The sequence below is a fragment of the Agathobacter sp. genome (assembly GCF_977054825.1).
Genome location: NZ_CDRTEH010000009.1, coordinates 1 through 16,084 on the forward strand (window position 1 = coordinate 1; position 16,084 = coordinate 16,084).

The window sequence follows — 16,084 nt, forward strand, 5'->3', positions numbered from 1 at the left end:
AATGCACCATTTTTTATACCCAAAGATGCAAACGTGATCAAAAATAGAAAAATTCATACAAAGAAACGCCAAAACCGACATTTGCCGGAGTTGGCGTTTCTTAATTAGGGACTTATTTTACAGCCCCTTTTGCCTTGCTTATTCTTGTAATAACCAATCGGCTATATCGTGAATTTCGATTCCTTCATAGCTATATTGGGGATGTTTGGTTCTGGCAATGATCATTTTCGGATAAGCATCTCGAATCTGAAGGAGAGGAGAGCATTCTCTCTCAAATGTTTCCTGCCCGGAAATGTTGTCGCTGACCTGAATATAAAACTTCTCGCTGCCCCTCTGAGCAACAAAGTCGATCTCCTTTTGATAGAGCTTGCCGACATAGACATCGTATCCACGGCGAAGAAGCTCGATGCAAACGATGTTTTCATATACTCTGCCATAATCCATATTTCTGCTTCCCAGTATTGCATATCGAATACCGCTGTCACATAAATAGAACTTTTCAGAGCTTTCAAGGTATTTCTTACCTCGGATGTCGTATCTCTTAATATCATAAAATACAAAAGCGTTGCACAAATACTTAATGTACTTGCCGACGGTTACATGATTGGTTGGAGTCTCATTTGCTGTCAGTAGCTGACTGACCTTATTCGGAGAAGTCAGGTTGCTGATATTATCCATAAGGAATTCGCTAAGACGTTGTAAAACCAAAGTGTCCGGGAGAGCATATTTCTGCACAAAATCCCTTGTAACAATCGTTTCGTAGACCTCTTTGATATAGTTTGTTCTGTCTTTTTCAGTTCTGTAAGCGTAAGAACCTGCTAAACCGCCCTTGATAGCGTAATCATCAAAGAGTTTATCTTTATCACTGACGTTATCATAATATTGGCAATATTCCTGAAAACTGAAAGGAAACACATGAATTTCAATATAGCGTCCGGTAAACAGAGTTGCCAGATCTGCACTTAACAGGAAAGCGTTGGAGCCTGTTACATAGATGTCGTATTTTCCCTTAGAGTACAGGCTATTGATTGCCAGCTCAAACCTAGGGCACATTTGAACCTCGTCTACAAACAGGTAGTTCGTTTTACCTTCCTGATAATGTTCTTCCACATATGCGTGTAAGGCATGGTATTCCTTGATTTCTTCATATGCTAAATCCATGAAGTCAATGAAGATAATATTGATGTTTTCAAAGTTGCTTTTCAGATACTCAATATACGCCTGCATCAGCTTGGACTTACCGGATCGACGAATACCCGTGATGATCTTGATGTCAGGAGTGCCATTCAGTTCAATGATTCTATCGAGATATTTAGTTCTCGTGATTGTTTTCATATAGTCACCCACTTTCAAAAATTGAATTTTTTTCATTTCTCGAAACTGCTTCGTTGTACTTAGTATACTGTTTGCTAATAGTATATGCAAGATGTCACTTTCAAAAAAACAATTTTTTTTATTTTTTGAAAGTTAAAACTATGTAAAGGCAACCGTAGTAGCTTTTATATTGACATTTTGAATATTATAATTATGATTAAAGAGTTATAGGATATCACAACGTAAAAGAATACATATGAGGTTAAAAAATGAGCAGATTAATAGAGCAGATAAAACAAAAGGATGCCTGTGCCTTCACACATGGCGGCAAATTTCACGCAGATGATGTGTTCTCATCAGCCCTGCTTTTGTATATAAACCCTGAGATCAGCATAACAAGGGGCAACAGTGTGCCTGATGATTTCACAGGAATAGTTTTTGATATAGGGCGTGGTGAGTTTGACCATCACCAGAAGGACAGCAGAATCAGGGAAAACGGTGTGCCGTATGCGGCATTTGGCCTGCTGTGGGAGGCTGTTGGAGCGGATATTCTAGGTGAGGAGCTTGCGGTAAAATTTGATGAATCATTTGTCCAGCCTCTCGACAACAATGACAATACAGGAGAGAAAAACGAGCTCGCAACACTTATAGGCAATTTCAATCCGTCATGGGATTATGAGGGCGGCAGCGATGAAGCTTTCTTTCAGGCGGTAAGCGTGGCAGGCATGATACTGGAAAACAAATTTGAGAGATACCGTGGCAATGAGAGAGCTGATAAGAGAGTGGAGGAGGTGCTTGCAAAGCACGATTCGGCAAGCAGGATACTTGTGCTTCCCGAGTTTATCCCATGTCAGAAGGCACTGAGTGAGACTGATATTGCGTTTGTTATTTTTCCGTCAAACAGAGGCGGCTTTTGTATACAGCCGCAGAAAAGAGAGTATTCGATGAATTACAAGTGTTCTTTTCCTGCAGAGTGGCTGGGGCTTGAAGGTGAGGAGCTTGTGAATGCTACAGGAATTTCTGGTGCGATATTCTGTCACAAGGGCGGCTTTATCATGACTGTTAAGGAGCAGGATGAAGCGGTAAAGGCATGCGAAAAGGCGCTTTCTCTTCATAAAGACAGCTCTGTGATAGTATGGTACGGTGGTAAGGGTGATACTACAGCGAAGGCATGTGACAGTCAGACCAACGAGCAGCTTATGAATGTTGCAAAAGCACGAGGCATAAAGGGCGTGCATATCTGTCATGTGGATGCAATGCCTGTTCCGCAGCTTGAATTGACAGAGCTTGACAGTGAGACAGCATATGCAGAGGTAATGATGGAGAAGCCACAGTGGAAGGCATATGTAAAGGAGCAGGTAAAGCAGATTGTAAAGTACAGACCGGAGGCAGTATATGTGGAAGGAAATGCATTTGAGACATATCCGGTCATACGTGCGCTCAGAAAGAAGCACATTCCGGTACTTACGATGATTGAAAAAAATCAGAAAAAAATAATGCTAAGAATACCATGATTTATGTGCATTTTTGTAATAATTTGGTATAATGTTGTTAAGCGCGGACATCGTGCGGTTTTGCGAATATGCGTGGGGTGGTTCTGAATAATTCAAGCAACAATACGAGGAAGCAGGTATGAAGACAATTATAAAATACGAGCTTGTCATAAATGAGGCACTCAGATCTGCACTCAACTATGATACACCGGATGAGCAGATTAATGAGTTTATCAGATTTTTCGGAAAACATATCGGTTCTGACCGCATATATATATTTGAGGATTGTGATGAGAAGCATATCACAAGAAATACATATGAGTGGTGTGCGGATGGAATAGTGCCGGAGATACATGAATTGCAGAATGTTGATATGGACATAATAGGCTGGTGGTATCAGGCCTTTGACAATGAAAAAAATATCATTATTACAGATATAGAGCAGATAAAGGATGAGCACAGGGGCTCTTACAATCTGTTAAAGGCACAAAATGTAAAAAACCTGGTGGTATGTCCAATCCGTTACAAGGATGAGATAAAGGGCTTTTTCGGTGTGGATAATCCACCGGAAAGTGATACTCTCGGACTGACCACATTCCTGGATATGATAGGAACCCTGCTTATATCATTGCTTAAGCTGCGCAATTCCTTCACAAAGTCGAATAAGGAAGCGAAGCTTAGCAGCTATTCATCGCTTTCAAGCATCTATATATCCATGGAACTGGTAAATGTGCAGACACGCAGATACCATATAGTAAAGACTTTGGATGAGGTTACACACTTTTTGGGCGTGAAGCCACAGAAAGAGGGAGAGTATAGGATAGATGAGGATTTCCCGGGGCATATAAACAGTGTGATGAATGAGTTCTGTACTAAGGCACAGCGCAAAGAGACACTTGAATTTGTGGATATCAGTACGCTGGAGGACAGACTTCGTGGAAAAAATACCATAGTGCACGAGTTTATCGGTAAGGTATCAGGCTGGTGCCGTGAAAGGTTTATTCCTGTAGACTATGATGCGGATGGCAGGCTGTGGCATGTGCTTTACTGCGTGGAGAATATTGACGAGGAAAAGCGACGTGAAAACAGGCTTATGTATCTGGCACAGATTGATTTGATGACAGGTATACGCAACCGCGGAAGTGGAGAGAATAAGATAACAGAGTATCTCGTCCGCAAACAGTGCGGTCTGTTATGCCTTTTAGACTGTGACAAGTTTAAGGCAATAAACGATACCTATGGACATGCGGTAGGTGACAAGGTGATAATAGCAATTGCTGATACTCTGCGCAAATCATGTCGTGATGATGATGTCGTGCTTCGCCTGGGCGGTGATGAGTTTGCGGTGTTTATACCGGGGATGCTTGATAAAGAGAGCGCGGAAGCTTTCTTTGACAGGCTTTTTTCAAACATAGAGCATATTGATATAGCAGAGATGGATGGAAAGCGCATACTGCTCAGCCTTGGCGCATGCTTTTATGACGGAATAGAATGCATCACGTTTGACCAGCTCTACAGAAGGGCAGACACCGCCATGTATGACAGCAAGAAAAAGCAGGGCTACAGTGCGACAATTTTTGATGAAAAGCAATGATTGTCCATCATATTAAATTAAAAGATTGAAATAAAAAGAGGAGAATGAAAATGCAGACAGGAAAAGCAATATCCATCCCATCAATTCTCAAGGTGGGAAAAGGAACCTTAAACAAAATCGGAGAGTATTTAAAGAGTGAGGAGCTCACGAGCGTAGTCATTTTTATGGGAAACGGTCTCATAGATATGTTTGGTGACACTATAATGAAGTCCCTTTCGGATGCGGGCATCACAGTGCTTGAGTACAGCGAGCTCGATACAGTTGAGATAGACGATATCATTACCCTTGCCTTTGACATACCAAACAAGGCAAAGGCAGTCGTGTCAGTGGGCGGCGGAAAGGTGATAGATGCAGGAAAATATGCAGCATTTTTGAGAAATCTGCCATTTATCAGCGTGCCGACCTCAAGCTCAAGCGATGGTTTTTCTAGCGCCAGTGCATCACTTTTGGTTCACGGCAAGCGCACATCGGTTCCGGCAAAGCTTGCACACGGCATCATAGTTGACACGCAGGTCATCCGCACAGCGCCGGAGAAGTTTATATATTCGGGCATCGGTGATATGGTGTCAAAGATTACAGCACTCTATGACTGGATTTTTGAGGAAGCGCACGGTGCGGGTGTGGTCAATGACTTCGCTGTGATGGTCGCAAAAAAGGCGGTCAACAGCTTTGTGCGCACACCCTATGAGAGCATAAAGGATGAGCTTTTCCTAAAGGAGCTTGTGGATTCGCTTGCCATGAGCGGTATTGCAAACGAGATAGCGGGAAGCAGTGCACCGACCAGCGGCAGCGAGCATCTTATTTCACATGCGCTTGATAAAATTCTTGAGCATCCGCAGCTTCATGGCATACAGGTCGGCATAGCAACCTACATCATGAGTGTAGTGCAGAACCACAGATATGTAAGAGTGTGTACAGTGCTCAAAAGAACAGGCTTTTTCGACTATGCGGCCACTCTTGGCATGAGAAAGCAGGATTTTCTGGATGCGATAGATATGGCACCATCCATGAAGCCGTTCAGGCACACATATCTGCATGAGAAGGAGTACCGCGACGCGGCAAAGAAGCTTGTGCTCGAGGATGATATACTGAATAAAATACTGGTATAGAGATATGTATGAGAAGACTATAGAGCCGGTTGCGATTATGCATACCGGATTTGGAGAGAAATTTGGCATTCCGAGGCAGAGCGGCCTCGTGCCTGAGGCGACAGGGCAGATAGTATTTGAACCAAAATACCAAAATCCCGATGCGCTTCGTGGAATAGAGGAATTTACGCATTTGTGGATTATATGGGGCTTTTCCGAAAACAGGGTGGAGAAATTCACACCGCTCGTCACACCACCAAGACTTGGAGGCAGGGAAAAGCGAGGCGTTTTTGCCACACGTTCGCCCTTTCGCCCAAACGGCATGGGCTTGTCCTCCGTAAGGCTTGACAGGGTTGAGTACAAAAGCAGCAAGGGTCCCGTGATTCATGTGTCGGGTGTAGATATGCTTGACGGCACGCCAATCTATGACATAAAGCCGTATCTGGCATATGCAGACTCACATCCTCAGGCATCAGATGGCTTTGCCGCAGAGCACAGATGGGATACGGTGCATGTTATCTGGCGTGACGAGGCACTAAAAAGCCGTATGGATGAAGACACCCGCATTGCGGTGGAGCATATTTTGGCACAGGACCCAAGAGCAGCATACAATAAGGCAAAGGACTATATCTATGGCATGAGATACGGCAGCTTTGATATACGCTTTGTGGCTGATTCGCATGCCGGCACGATAGAGATAGTGGATGTCGTGGAGTGCATAGACGGATATCATAAGGTGAAGTGATTTTGATTTGCATATGCTGCCCGAAGAGAGTAAAATGGTAATGCATATAAAAGGACAAATACATATTAAATACACATAAGGAAGGTACATACAATGAAAACAGTAAAGGACTATATCAGAACTATCCCGGATTTTCCGGAGAAGGGCATCATGTTCCGCGATGTGACGAGTGTTATCCAGGATGCGGATGGATTAAAGCTTGCAATTGACGAGATGATAAAGAGGCTTGACGGACTTGATTTTGATGTGATAGCGGGAGCTGAATCAAGGGGCTTTGTATTTGGCATGCCGATAGCATATGCGCTTCATAAGCCGTTTGTCATGGTAAGAAAAGCAGGCAAGCTGCCTTGTGAGACTGTATCAAAGACCTATGACCTCGAGTATGGTACAGCAACAATTGAGATGCACAAGGACTCAATAAAGCCTGGTCAGAAGGTGGTTCTCGTGGATGATCTCATCGCTACAGGTGGCACAATGCAGGCTGCAGCAGAGCTTGTGGAGGAGCTTGGAGGAGAGGTCGTGAAGATGCTTTTCCTTATTGAGCTTGCAGGTCTTAATGGCAGAAAGCTTCTAAGCAAGTATGATGTGGACGCAGTTGTGTCATATGATGGCAAGTAGAGCTGTTATATTTGAATTATAGTTACGAATATATTTTATATGTTTGTGCATACTGACATTAATTGAATCTATGATTTGATGAGATTAAGAGTAAGGAGAGTCGGTATGCAGCAAAAATTGGGAAAGTGGAGTCTCCGTTTTGCGGAGGCTCCTTTTATATTGGAAAGCAGCTCGGTTGTTGGAACAAAGGAGGCGGAGGGACCGCTTGGAGGTCTGTTTGATATCGTAGGTAAGGATGACAGATTTGGGCAGAATACGTGGGAAAAGGCAGAAAGCTCCATGCAGCGCGATGCTCTCACAATGGCACTTGGAAAAGCGCATCTGGATGCGTCTGACATGGACTATGTATTTGCAGGAGATCTGCTCGGACAGTCTATGGCCACAACCTTTGGTGTGGAAAACTTCCGCATTCCGTGGTTTGGAGTGTATGGAGCATGCTCCACCTGTGGGGAGTCGCTCTCGCTTGCCGCGGCATTTGTGGCAGCAGGGTATGCAAAGCATGCGGTGTCAGTGACATCAAGTCACTTCGGCAGTGCCGAAAAGCAGTTTCGCTTCCCTAATCAGTATGCCAATCAAAGACCGGTGTCAGCGACGTGGACCGTCACAGGAAGTGCAGCATTTATTGTGGGCAGTGGAGCAGGTGGTAATGAGGCACCGGCCGGGTGTGGCAATGAAATAGCCGGGTGCGACAATGAAAGGACTGGGTGTGGCAAGGCGAATGGGATATCAAGGAGGGTGCAGATTGAAGGAATCACAACAGGAGTTGTGGTGGACTATGGCATAAAGGATGCCATGAACATGGGCGCTGCCATGGCTCCTGCGGCCTGTGAGCTGATAGTAAATCATCTGAGTGATTTCTGCAGAGAGGCCTCCTATTACGACAGGATAGTGACAGGAGATCTTGGAAGCGTCGGACAGAAGATACTGATTGACCTGTGCAGGCAAAAAGGCGTGGACATAAGCCAAAATCACGAGGACTGTGGCATGAAGATGTTTGATGCGACGAACCAGAACACGGGCTCAGGCGGTTCGGGCTGTGCATGCTCGGCAACTGTTTTGTCAGCATATTATCTGCCAAAGCTTAGAAGCGGTGAATTGAAGCGCATACTTTTTGTGCCGACAGGAGCACTTCTTTCGCCTGTCAGCTTCAATGAGGGCGAGTCAGTACCGGGAATTGCACACGGTGTGGTGCTTGAAGCTGTAATTTGAAGCTGATGGCTTCACATATATAACACGTTCAAAAATAGAAGAAAGGCGTAAGGATATAATGGATTATGTAAAAGCATTTGTCGTGGGCGGGATCATCTGCGCCATCGTACAGATTTTAATGGAAAAAACAAAGCTCATGCCGGGCAGAATTATGGTAATGCTCGTGTGCACAGGCGCGCTGCTTGGCGCTGTCGGCATATACGGGCCATTTTCAAAGTGGGCAGGTGCCGGTGCAAATGTACCTCTTTTGGGCTTTGGCAATGTACTGTGGAAGGGTGTGAAGGAGGCTGTGGACAGCGAGGGCTTTATAGGCCTGTTTAAGGGCGGCTTTAAGGCCTGTGCGGTCGGAGTATCGGCAGCACTTATCTTTTCGTATATCGCGGCACTCATTACGAAGCCCAAGTTAAAGAGTTGATTATGGAAAATTAGTTTATTTGTAATTATTAAGATATACTGAGAAACAAAAGCAGTAATGATAATTTAATTTCAGAATAATGCATAATTAACAGTAAATTGCCCATACTATCTCCAAAACGAAAAGGAGACTGATACAATGAAAAAAATAAAATATTTATTGGCACTTTGCCTGATACTTGCTGCTGTAGGAGCCTTTGTGGCATGTGGAAACAATAGTAATGTGGCTGACACCTCAATGGTTGAAAACACACAAAGGGGTGGCTCTGCCGCCGACGATGCCGGGAATGCCGGCAAGGATATCATAGATGGTGCGGGAAATGCCGGCAAGGATGTGATAGACGGAGCGGGCGATGCCGGTAAGGATGTGATAGACGGAGCAGGCGATGCCGGCAAGGATGTAATAGACGGCGCAAAGGATGCCGTAGATGATGCCGGAAATGCCATAAAAAAGAGTGTTGATGGTGGAAACAACAACCGATAGCTAGTAGATATATACCAGATATCTATAAAACACCCGGTTTAATCAGCGGATGATAAATGGTGTAGATACATGATTCATCATTATATGAAGAAAACAGTCACTATATATGCTTCAATGGCTGCAAAAACAAAGGCACCTAAAACATCGCTGATAAAGTGCACACCTGATATCACCCGGACACAGGCAATGATAGTTGCAAGGACTGTAAGCAAAATGCCGATGAACCATAAAGGCGAAGCGACAGGTGAGCAGATTAAAACGGTAAATGCAATTATAAATGCAGAAAAAACGTGCCTGCTTGGAAAAGATCTGCCGTGTGTATCCTTTGGAATGACAGGCGGCATATCAAACCATTCGTATGGGCGTGGCCTGTTTACGATATATCTGAAAACAGATACAGAAGTAAAGCCGACAAGCGGAACAATGATTGAGAGTGCAAGCATGGTTCCTGCCGAAACGCACAGATACAGCACGTACACAGGGTATGTGATAAAAACTAAATAAGTGCATATTTTATTGATTAATTCAAGCTTTCGGGCTGCCCTGTTATTTTCACGGAATGGGGCAGTCATTTTTATGTAAGTATTTTTTTTCATGATTATTTACCATCGTTTATTTAAGAAATATTGTATCGTAATTACCCAGAGTGATGTTAAATGCCCTTGCGGTACTGCAGCGGTGTCATGCCATAGTGCTTTTTGAAAGCTCTGTTAAAATAAGACAGGCTCTCAAACCCCACCTCACCGGAAATAGAAAGCACTGAGCTGTCTGAACTTTGCAAAAGCCTCGCAGCCATGGTCAGGCGGTAGTCCTTTAAATAGTCAACAAATGATGTGCCCATGGTCTCTTTAAAATACCTCATAAAATGGGACTCGGAAAAACCGGCTACATCAGCGATATCAGCGATAGAGATTTTGTCGGCATAATTATTTTCCACATATTTGAGCACAACCTTCATCTTATCGAGAGTCTTTTTGCTTTTTAGAGGCTTTGTCAGATTGCGGCAGCGGTTATCAAGCACAAAAAAGAACTCGTAGAGCTTGCTCTTTATATAAAGCTGATAGCCCTGCGGCATCGTCTTGCAAATCTCATCGCAGGCATCTATCGGAGCCACGACATCCTCGTAGTATGGGTATACCGGGGTGAAAACCGTCGGAACTGTGAATTTGCCGGCTACGAGAGGCGCAAGAAAATCCTCCTTGGTGTAATCGTACTTTCCGGGAAGCAGCATCGACAGGGAAAATATAATGTTTTCGTACTCCATCGATTCATCCATATACTGGTCTATAGAGTGAAGCTGTCCCGGCAGAATCAGCACAAGGCTTGGCGCTGTGACATGGTACTCCTTAAAATCCACAGATATATGACCGCAGCCCTTCTTTATATAGATAAGCTCCATGTCGTCGTGCCAGTGCAGCGGAACTCCGGAAAAATCAAGAGGAATAGAGCACAGGTAGGTATTGTATGGGAACGTAAGCTCCACATGTGTTTTGTCTTCGTGATAATTTTCATATTCTAATATATTCATGATGATATTTTAGCATATTATTTCTTAAAAAGCCACTAAAAATACCGAAAAATGATAGGATTGTGCAAGTTTTCGACTGTATACTGCAAGAATTGTGCAGTGTAATGGATTATACTTGATTCATCAAATGACACAAAGAAGTTAAGCACGCTAAATGAAAATTAGTTAATTTGACACATTGGCGTGTACACATGATAACAGATTTGGGAGGAAATCAAAATGGCAATCATGCAGGAAATCGAAACAAAGCTTCAGAAGGGAATCAGCGTTAGTACAGACGAGGAAGTATACTACGCATTACTTGAGCTTGTAAAAGACAAGGCAGAGAAAAAGGTTTCAAACAAAGGAAAGAAAAAGCTCTACTACATCTCAGCAGAGTTCCTTATCGGAAAGCTTTTATCAAACAACCTTATCAACTTAGGCATCTACGATGAAGTTAAAGAGACTCTTGAGAAGAACGGAAAGTCACTTGCTGAAATCGAGGAAATCGAGCTTGAGCCTTCACTTGGAAATGGCGGACTTGGACGTCTTGCAGCATGCTTCATAGATTCAATCGCAACACTCGGGCTCAACGGAGACGGTGTAGGCCTCAACTACCACTACGGATTATTCAAGCAGGTATTTGAGAACAATCTCCAGAAGGAGACTCCAAATCCATGGATTACAAAGGAGAGCTGGCTTACAAAGACAGATATCACATATCCTGTAAGCTTTGGCGGATTCACAGTACAGTCAAGACTTTACGATATCGACGTAGTTGGATACAACAACCGTACAACAAAGCTTCACTTATTCGACATCGAGTCAGTTGATGAGTCAATCGTAGGCGACACAATTGATTTCGACAAGGATGATATCAAGAAGAACCTTACATTATTCTTATATCCTGATGATTCAGATGATAAGGGACGTCTCCTTCGTGTATACCAGCAGTATTTCATGGTATCAAACGCAGCAAGACTTATCCTTGCAGAGGCAGAGGCAAAGGGCTCTAATTTACATGACCTTGCTGATTATGCAGCAGTTCAGATTAACGATACACATCCATCAATGGTTATTCCAGAGCTTATCCGTCTCCTTCAGGAGAAGGGCATCCTGATGGATGAGGCTATTGAGATTGTATCAAAGGTTTGTGCATACACTAACCACACAATCCTTGCAGAGGCTCTTGAGAAATGGCCAATCAGCTTCTTGGAGAAGGCGGTTCCACAGCTTATGCCAATCATCCGTGAGCTTGACAACAAGGTTCGCGCAAAGGTAGCTGACGAGAGCACATACATCATCAAGGACGGTCTTGTACACATGGCACACATGGATATTCATTTCGGATATTCTGTAAACGGTGTTGCATACCTCCACACAGAGATTTTAAAGAATACAGAGCTCAATAACTTCTACAAGTTATATCCTGAGAAGTTCAACAACAAGACAAACGGTATCACATTCCGTCGTTGGTTAATGTCTTGTAACCCTGAGCTTTCAGCATACATCACAGAGCTTATCGGTGACGGCTGGAAGAAGGATGCAAACGAGTTAGAGAAGCTTGGAAATTTCATCAATGATGACGCCGTTCTCACAAAGATCGTTGACATCAAGAATGCAAAGAAGACAGAGCTTGCTTCTTACTTAAAGAAGACTCAGAATCTCGATGTACCTGACAATTCAATCTTTGATATCCAGGTTAAGAGACTTCACGAGTACAAGAGACAGCAGCTCAACGTGCTTTACATCATCCGTAAGTACTTTGAGATCAAGGCAGGCAAGAAGCCATCTACACCAATCACATGCTTCTTCGGTGCAAAGGCAGCTCCTGCATATATCATTGCAAAGGATATCATCCATGCAATCCTCTGCTTACAGCAGATTATCAACAATGATCCAGAGGTAAGTCCATACCTTAAGGTATTCATGGTTGAGAACTACAACGTAACATTAGCTGAGAAATTATTCCCGGCTGCAAATATTTCAGAGCAGATCTCTCTTGCTTCTAAGGAGGCATCAGGAACAGGAAACATGAAGTTCATGCTCAACGGTGCTGTTACACTTGGAACAAGTGACGGAGCAAACGTAGAGATAGCAGAGCTTGTCGGTGATGAGAACATCTATGTATTCGGTGAGGATTCACAGACTGTTATCGACAGATACGAGAGAGGCGACTACTGCTCTAAGGATTACTATGACAAGGATGCAGACTTAAAGAAGGCTGTTGACTTCCTTGTAAGTGATGAGATGATGAAGGTTGGTTCTAAGGAGAACTTAGAGAGACTTTACAACGAGCTCCTCAACAAAGACTGGTTCATGACATTCCCAGACTTTGAGGATTACTGCAAGACAAAAGAGAAGGCTTACGCTGATTATGATGATAAGAAGGCTTGGGCTAAGAAGATGCTTGTTAACATCAGCAAGGCTGGTTTCTTCTCTTCTGACAGAACAATCAAGCAGTACAATGATGAAATCTGGCATTTAGAGGCATAGAATTTTTCTTCCTCCTTTAAATACAAATTGGGCTTAAGAACTCCTGCGGGTGCATCCCGCGGGGGTTCTTTTTTGTAGGTCGGGACGTAAGCGCCGGGGACGGCGTGCACACATACTCTTGTGTTCGCTACGCTACGCTGCCAAGTGTCTGTACGGATTATGCCCGGAGTGTTTCGCAGGCTGACGAAACCGGCTTTTATGCGCCGTCCGTGGCGCATAACGCCTTGCCCCGCCGTCCATGGCGGTGCATTTCTGCTATTCTAAGCATAATCCTACAGATACTAAGCAGCTTCGCTATGCGCTCCCACAGGAGTACATGTGCACGCCGTCCCCGGCGCTTACGTCCCTTACGCTGTGGCAAAATGTGTGGGTGACGTGTGCGCACCGGTGGCCGGTGCTTACGTCTTACTATGTTGTGAAGAGATGTGAGATGATGTGTTGCACTACTTACCGATACTTATATTTTTTATGGGAAGGTGAGGTTTGTGGGTGTGTATCACCCACCACGCACATAAATCGTACTATCTCAGCCTACAATCTTATAATCCGCGGTTCGCGGTGGGGCAGGGCCGGTGACGTATACACTCTTGTGAGAGCGAATAGCGAAGCTGTCTAGATATTGTTGAATTATGCCCATGAAACACAGAAATGGCCCGGCATGGACGCCGGGGCAAGGAGAAATCGAGCCATGGAAGGCGAGTTTCGACGGTTTCGTCGAGTATAGAAAGCCTATAAGGCATAATTCTTACAGTATCTTGGCAGCGTAGCGTAGCAATCACAAGAGTGTATACGTCACCGGCCCTGTCCCACCGTGAACCCACATTGGTAGAAATGTAAGGGCGGGATTTACAAGTTTGGCAAATACATATATAATAAGGGGAAGACTATACACATGGAGAACTATTATGATAAAGAATAAATTTATGGCACTTACGCTCACCGTGGCGCTCACAGCAGGCATGCTTTCCGGCTGTGGCTCCGGCGACAAGGCAAAGGACAAGGATGCGTACAGACAGTATGGCATCAACTGTATAGAAAACGGCAGCTATGATGATGCGGTCGATGCATTTCAGAAGGCACTGGACCAGTCGGTTGGCTCAGTAGGCGCAGAGGAGCTTGACATATGCTATTATAAGGCCAAGGCACAGTATTTAAGCGGTGACGTCGATGGAGCGATTGATACATATACGGCCATCATCGATTATAATAAGGATTCTGATGCATACTATCTGAGGGGCTGTATATATTTTGCCAAGAATGATTCAGACAAGGGCATGAAGGATTTTAAGACGGCGCTCAGTGAGAATGATGATAATTATGAGCTCTATCTTGGTGTTTATGAGACGCTGTCAAAGTATGGCATGAACGACCAGGGAAAGGAATACCTGGATAAGGCCTTAAAGCTTAAGGCAAAAACTGCTGACGACTATATGCAGAGAGGCCGTATATACACCATGCTTGGAGATTATGATTCAGCAATAAAGAGTCTGCAAAAGGCTATTGATGAGAAGCTTGTCAAGGCAAACTACTATATGGGTGAGGCATATCAGAAGCAGGGCGACAATGACAGCTCACAGAAGTATTTTAAGAAATACTTAGACAGCGGCGAGGCTGATTCGTATGATCTGATGAACATGGGGCAGGCGCAGATGGACAATGGCAATTATGACACTGCGATTACTTATTTTCAGAACGCACTTGAACTTGAAAGTGTGCCGAACAAGCAGCAGATAACAAAGGCTATGATCATAGCGTATGAGTATTCCGGTGATTTTGCCACTGCAAAGAGCCAGATGGAGGAATACATGAAGGATTATCCTGATGATGAGGATGCAGCAAGAGAATATCAGTTTTTGGAGACCAGATAGATTATGGCAGATACTATTAAGATAGAGGATATTGAGGAGAGAGTAGTGCTCGTCGGAGTGAGCGAGCAGGATGGTGATGATGCGGATGATTCACTTTCAGAGCTTGCGGAGCTGGTAAAGACAGCCGGCGCGACAGTTGTAGGCACACTTATCCAAAGAAGAGAAAAAATTCATCCGGGCACGTATGTCGGCACCGGCAAGGTGGCAGAGATAGCAGAGCTTGTGGAGAGTACAGGGGCAACAGGCATTGTGTGCGATGATGAGCTGAGTCCGGCACAGCAGAAAAATCTGGAGACGTACCTTGACACAAAGGTCATGGACAGGACACTTGTCATCCTTGATATTTTCGCATCAAGAGCCACAACAAGTGAGGGCAAGATACAGGTTGAGCTGGCTCAGCTCAAGTACAGATTAAGCCGTTTGTCTGGGCTTGGAAAGTCCATGTCGAGGCTTGGCGGTGGAATAGGAACAAGAGGTCCCGGAGAGAAAAAGCTCGAGGTGGACCGCCGTCTCATAAATGACAGGATAGCACAGCTTCGAAGAGAGCTGAAAGAGGTGCAGAAGCACAGAGATATCACGAGGGCAAAGCGTGAGAAAAACAAGGTACCGGTTGTTGCGATAGTAGGATATACTAACGCAGGTAAGTCTACGCTGTTAAATCACCTGACAGAGGCAGATGTGCTTGAGGAGGATAAGCTCTTTGCAACGCTTGACCCTACAACGCGTATTCTTGCGCTTGATGGAAAGCAGCAGGTGCTTTTAACTGATACGGTCGGTTTTATCAGGAAGCTGCCGCATCATCTGATAGAAGCCTTCAAGAGTACGCTCGAGGAGGCAAAGTACGCTGACATCATTTTCCATGTGGTGGACGCATCAAACATGCAGCGCGAAAAGCAGATGTTCATAACCTATCAGACATTGGACGATTTAGGTGTAAAAGACAAGAAATTTGTCACACTTTTTAATAAGCAGGATGCCCGCATAGACAGCGAACCACTGCATGATTTCAGGGCGGACTATACTCTTAATATTTCAGCAGCAAAGGATCTGGGATTAGATGAGGTAAAATCTCTTTTAGAGGAGATACTAAGAGAAAACAAGATATATATCGAGAGAATTATCCCATATGATAAGGCAGGCGTGATACAGCTCATCAGAAAACAGGGCGAGCTTGTGACTGAGGAATATGTGACCGATGGGATACAGATAAAGGCATATGTGCCGATGGAGGTGTACGGCAGGCTCGATTAGAGC

The 16,084-nt window shown here is 44.3% G+C and carries 14 protein-coding genes; 11 read left to right on the forward strand and 3 right to left on the reverse strand.

Annotation, left to right across the window (positions count from 1 at the left end; genetic code table 11):
* Window positions 1-138: 138 nt before the first annotated feature.
* On the reverse strand, window positions 139-1,371 hold the full coding sequence (locus ACW6PM_RS08675) for an ATP-binding protein (RefSeq protein WP_456056890.1): 1,233 nt from the start codon (window positions 1,369-1,371) through the stop codon (window positions 139-141).
* Between the two features lie 212 nt (window positions 1,372-1,583).
* On the opposite strand from ACW6PM_RS08675, the gene ACW6PM_RS08680 reads away from it, so the two are divergent.
* The 8 genes from ACW6PM_RS08680 (at window position 1,584) to ACW6PM_RS08715 (ending at window position 8,959) form a co-directional block, all read left to right on the forward strand.
* Complete coding sequence (locus ACW6PM_RS08680; RefSeq protein ID WP_456056891.1) at window positions 1,584-2,828, forward strand: MYG1 family protein; 1,245 nt, start codon at window positions 1,584-1,586, stop codon at window positions 2,826-2,828.
* Between the two features lie 118 nt (window positions 2,829-2,946).
* A complete protein-coding gene (locus tag ACW6PM_RS08685) occupies window positions 2,947-4,401 on the forward strand; it encodes a GGDEF domain-containing protein (RefSeq protein WP_456056892.1) in 1,455 nt (484 codons plus the stop codon).
* A 50-nt stretch (window positions 4,402-4,451) separates the two neighbouring features.
* Complete coding sequence (locus ACW6PM_RS08690; RefSeq protein WP_308650723.1) at window positions 4,452-5,510, forward strand: iron-containing alcohol dehydrogenase family protein; 1,059 nt, start codon at window positions 4,452-4,454, stop codon at window positions 5,508-5,510.
* 4 nt (window positions 5,511-5,514) lie between these two features.
* Window positions 5,515-6,234 (forward strand): tRNA (N6-threonylcarbamoyladenosine(37)-N6)-methyltransferase TrmO, encoded by a 720-nt coding sequence (tsaA, locus tag ACW6PM_RS08695; RefSeq protein WP_456056893.1) that lies wholly within the window; start codon window positions 5,515-5,517, stop codon window positions 6,232-6,234.
* Between the two features lie 93 nt (window positions 6,235-6,327).
* Window positions 6,328-6,852 (forward strand): adenine phosphoribosyltransferase, encoded by a 525-nt coding sequence (locus tag ACW6PM_RS08700; RefSeq protein WP_022293352.1) that lies wholly within the window; start codon window positions 6,328-6,330, stop codon window positions 6,850-6,852.
* Window positions 6,853-6,957: 105 nt separating this feature from the next.
* Window positions 6,958-8,061, forward strand: coding sequence for a stage V sporulation protein AD (locus ACW6PM_RS08705; protein WP_456056894.1), 1,104 nt, complete (start codon window positions 6,958-6,960; stop codon window positions 8,059-8,061).
* Window positions 8,062-8,119: 58 nt separating this feature from the next.
* On the forward strand, window positions 8,120-8,476 hold the full coding sequence (locus ACW6PM_RS08710) for a SpoVA/SpoVAEb family sporulation membrane protein (protein ID WP_015517362.1): 357 nt from the start codon (window positions 8,120-8,122) through the stop codon (window positions 8,474-8,476).
* A 138-nt stretch (window positions 8,477-8,614) separates the two neighbouring features.
* Window positions 8,615-8,959 (forward strand): hypothetical protein, encoded by a 345-nt coding sequence (locus tag ACW6PM_RS08715; RefSeq protein WP_456056895.1) that lies wholly within the window; start codon window positions 8,615-8,617, stop codon window positions 8,957-8,959.
* An 80-nt stretch (window positions 8,960-9,039) separates the two neighbouring features.
* Here ACW6PM_RS08715 and ACW6PM_RS08720 read toward each other — a convergent pair whose 3' ends face one another.
* A complete protein-coding gene (locus ACW6PM_RS08720; protein ID WP_456056896.1) occupies window positions 9,040-9,555 on the reverse strand; it encodes a phosphatase PAP2 family protein in 516 nt (171 codons plus the stop codon).
* Between the two features lie 56 nt (window positions 9,556-9,611).
* On the reverse strand, window positions 9,612-10,487 hold the full coding sequence (locus tag ACW6PM_RS08725) for an AraC family transcriptional regulator (RefSeq protein ID WP_448753895.1): 876 nt from the start codon (window positions 10,485-10,487) through the stop codon (window positions 9,612-9,614).
* Window positions 10,488-10,706: 219 nt separating this feature from the next.
* On the opposite strand from ACW6PM_RS08725, the gene ACW6PM_RS08730 reads away from it, so the two are divergent.
* The 3 genes from ACW6PM_RS08730 to hflX all read left to right on the forward strand — a co-directional run bounded on the left by ACW6PM_RS08730 (window position 10,707) and on the right by hflX (window position 16,081).
* The gene (locus ACW6PM_RS08730) at window positions 10,707-12,962 is read left to right on the forward strand and encodes a glycogen/starch/alpha-glucan phosphorylase (RefSeq protein WP_456056897.1); all 2,256 of its coding nucleotides are present in this window, start codon (window positions 10,707-10,709) and stop codon (window positions 12,960-12,962) included.
* A gap of 905 nt (window positions 12,963-13,867) precedes the next feature.
* The gene (locus ACW6PM_RS08735; RefSeq protein WP_456056898.1) at window positions 13,868-14,830 is read left to right on the forward strand and encodes a tetratricopeptide repeat protein; all 963 of its coding nucleotides are present in this window, start codon (window positions 13,868-13,870) and stop codon (window positions 14,828-14,830) included.
* A gap of 3 nt (window positions 14,831-14,833) precedes the next feature.
* On the forward strand, window positions 14,834-16,081 hold the full coding sequence (gene hflX, locus ACW6PM_RS08740; protein ID WP_456056899.1) for a GTPase HflX: 1,248 nt from the start codon (window positions 14,834-14,836) through the stop codon (window positions 16,079-16,081).
* Window positions 16,082-16,084 lie beyond the last annotated feature (3 nt).

Excerpts from the sequence above, each read along its gene's own strand:
- ACW6PM_RS08675 (WP_456056890.1), bottom strand. The coding sequence starts at position 1,371 with ATGAAAAAAATTCAATTTTTGAAAGTGGGTGACTATATGAAAACAATC.
- ACW6PM_RS08680 (WP_456056891.1), top strand. The coding sequence starts at position 1,584 with ATGAGCAGATTAATAGAGCAGATAAAACAAAAGGATGCCTGTGCCTTC.
- ACW6PM_RS08685 (WP_456056892.1), top strand. The coding sequence starts at position 2,947 with ATGAAGACAATTATAAAATACGAGCTTGTCATAAATGAGGCACTCAGA.
- ACW6PM_RS08690 (WP_308650723.1), top strand. The coding sequence starts at position 4,452 with ATGCAGACAGGAAAAGCAATATCCATCCCATCAATTCTCAAGGTGGGA.
- tsaA (WP_456056893.1), top strand. The coding sequence starts at position 5,515 with ATGTATGAGAAGACTATAGAGCCGGTTGCGATTATGCATACCGGATTT.
- ACW6PM_RS08700 (WP_022293352.1), top strand. The coding sequence starts at position 6,328 with ATGAAAACAGTAAAGGACTATATCAGAACTATCCCGGATTTTCCGGAG.
- ACW6PM_RS08705 (WP_456056894.1), top strand. The coding sequence starts at position 6,958 with ATGCAGCAAAAATTGGGAAAGTGGAGTCTCCGTTTTGCGGAGGCTCCT.
- ACW6PM_RS08710 (WP_015517362.1), top strand. The coding sequence starts at position 8,120 with ATGGATTATGTAAAAGCATTTGTCGTGGGCGGGATCATCTGCGCCATC.
- ACW6PM_RS08715 (WP_456056895.1), top strand. The coding sequence starts at position 8,615 with ATGAAAAAAATAAAATATTTATTGGCACTTTGCCTGATACTTGCTGCT.
- ACW6PM_RS08720 (WP_456056896.1), bottom strand. The coding sequence starts at position 9,555 with ATGAAAAAAAATACTTACATAAAAATGACTGCCCCATTCCGTGAAAAT.
- ACW6PM_RS08725 (WP_448753895.1), bottom strand. The coding sequence starts at position 10,487 with ATGAATATATTAGAATATGAAAATTATCACGAAGACAAAACACATGTG.
- ACW6PM_RS08730 (WP_456056897.1), top strand. The coding sequence starts at position 10,707 with ATGGCAATCATGCAGGAAATCGAAACAAAGCTTCAGAAGGGAATCAGC.
- ACW6PM_RS08735 (WP_456056898.1), top strand. The coding sequence starts at position 13,868 with ATGATAAAGAATAAATTTATGGCACTTACGCTCACCGTGGCGCTCACA.
- hflX (WP_456056899.1), top strand. The coding sequence starts at position 14,834 with ATGGCAGATACTATTAAGATAGAGGATATTGAGGAGAGAGTAGTGCTC.